This is a genomic window from Mycolicibacillus koreensis (assembly GCF_002104795.1).
GTDB lineage: Bacteria > Actinomycetota > Actinomycetes > Mycobacteriales > Mycobacteriaceae > Mycobacterium > Mycobacterium koreense.
This window is the reverse complement of record NZ_NCXO01000104.1, coordinates 1-1,449: the sequence shown is the minus strand read 5'-3', so window position 1 is coordinate 1,449 and position 1,449 is coordinate 1. Positions and strand designations below refer to the sequence as shown.

Annotated in this window: 1 protein-coding gene; it reads left to right on the top strand. The window is 64.5% G+C overall.

The features are described 5' to 3' along the window. The first annotated feature begins 124 nt into the window (after positions 1 to 124). Positions 125 to 1,438: an ISL3 family transposase gene (locus tag B8W67_RS20050; RefSeq protein ID WP_085305926.1), complete on the top strand. Its 1,314-nt coding sequence runs from the start codon at positions 125 to 127 to the stop codon at positions 1,436 to 1,438. The last annotated feature ends 11 nt before the right edge of the window (positions 1,439 to 1,449 follow it).

The following is a 1,449-nucleotide window of genomic DNA, read 5'->3' as shown; positions in this document are numbered from 1 at the left end:
GGCTCTTCCCGATTGGGAGTGCATGAGCTGGTTCGTGGTGCGGCGGTGAGGTTGGGGATGTAGGCGGGTCCTGGGGTGTGAGGATGAGGGTTCCTACACGCCAAATCAACCACCCACAGGACCCATGTCTGAGCCTACGTGCCTTGTTGCTGACACCATCTGCCGAACCGTGGAGTTGGGGGTGACGATCACCGGCGCGGCGATCGCCGAGGAGCTGACCTGGATCGATTGCCGACCGGTCGAACACGATCCGATCTGCCCGAAATGCGGTACGTCCGGGCGCCTGCGTGATCACGTCGAGCGGATCCTGACCGACCTGCCGGTGGTGGGGCATCCGACCCGGCTGCGGCTGCGCGTGCCGCGCTTCATCTGTGGGGATGAGAGCTGCCCGGTGACGATCTTCCGGCAGGGCATCGAGCGGGTCGCGGCACCGAAGGCATCGACCACTCGCCGGTGTGCCCGCTGGATTCTGCAGCGGTTGGCGATCGACAAGATGTCGGTATCGGCGGTCGCCAAGTCACTGGGCCTGGGCTGGAACACCGTGAACGCGGTAGCCGCCGAACTCACCCGTGAGCTGGTCTTCGGCTCACCCGGCCACCTCGATGGGGTGCGTTACCTCGGCGTGGATGAGCACAAGTGGAAGCACTGCCGCGGGCAAGGTGAGGCGGACTTCGTGACCGTGCTGGTCGACTTGACCCCGGTCATCGACGGCACCGGACCGTCACGGCTACTTGACATGATCGCCGGACGATCAGCCACGGTGCTCAAGGACTGGCTCAACGCCCAGGATGCGAACTTCCGCAGCCGGGTCAAGGTGGTGGCGATGGATGGGTTCGCCGGCTACCGCACCGCCACCGCTGATGCCCTACCTGCGGCGCGGGCGGTGATGGATCCGTTCCATGTCGTGCATCTGGCTGCCGACAAGCTCACCTTGTGCCGTCAACGCGTCCAGCAGGACACCTGCGGGCACCGTGGGCGTACCGGTGATCCGCTGTACGAGATCCGCCGAATCCTGCTGACCCGCACCGAATTGCTCACCGACAAGCAGAAAGCCAAGCTCGACACCGCTCTGGCTGCCCATGATGCGCACGCGGCGGTAGAGGTCACCGCCTGCTACTACCAGGACCTGATCGCCGCTTACGCCAACCCGGATCGGCGGGCGGGCAAGCTGGCGATGTTCAAGTGCCTCAAACGGATTCGAACCGGACTTCCCAAGGGACTCGATGAGTTGGCGCAGCTGGGCCGCAGCCTGTGGAAGCGCCGCCACGAGATCCTGGCCTACTTCGATGTCGGTGTCTCCAACGGCCCCGTCGAAGCCATCAACGGCCGCCTGGAACACCTACGCGGTATCGCCCTGGGATTCCGCAACCTCAACCACTACATCCTGCGATCCCTGATCCACTCCGGCCAACTTCAAGACCGGATCAACGCACTCTGAATCGGGAAGAG

Coding starts and splice junctions, on each gene's coding strand:
- B8W67_RS20050 (WP_085305926.1), top strand. CDS start 125: ATGTCTGAGCCTACGTGCCTTGTTGCTGACACCATCTGCCGAACCGTG.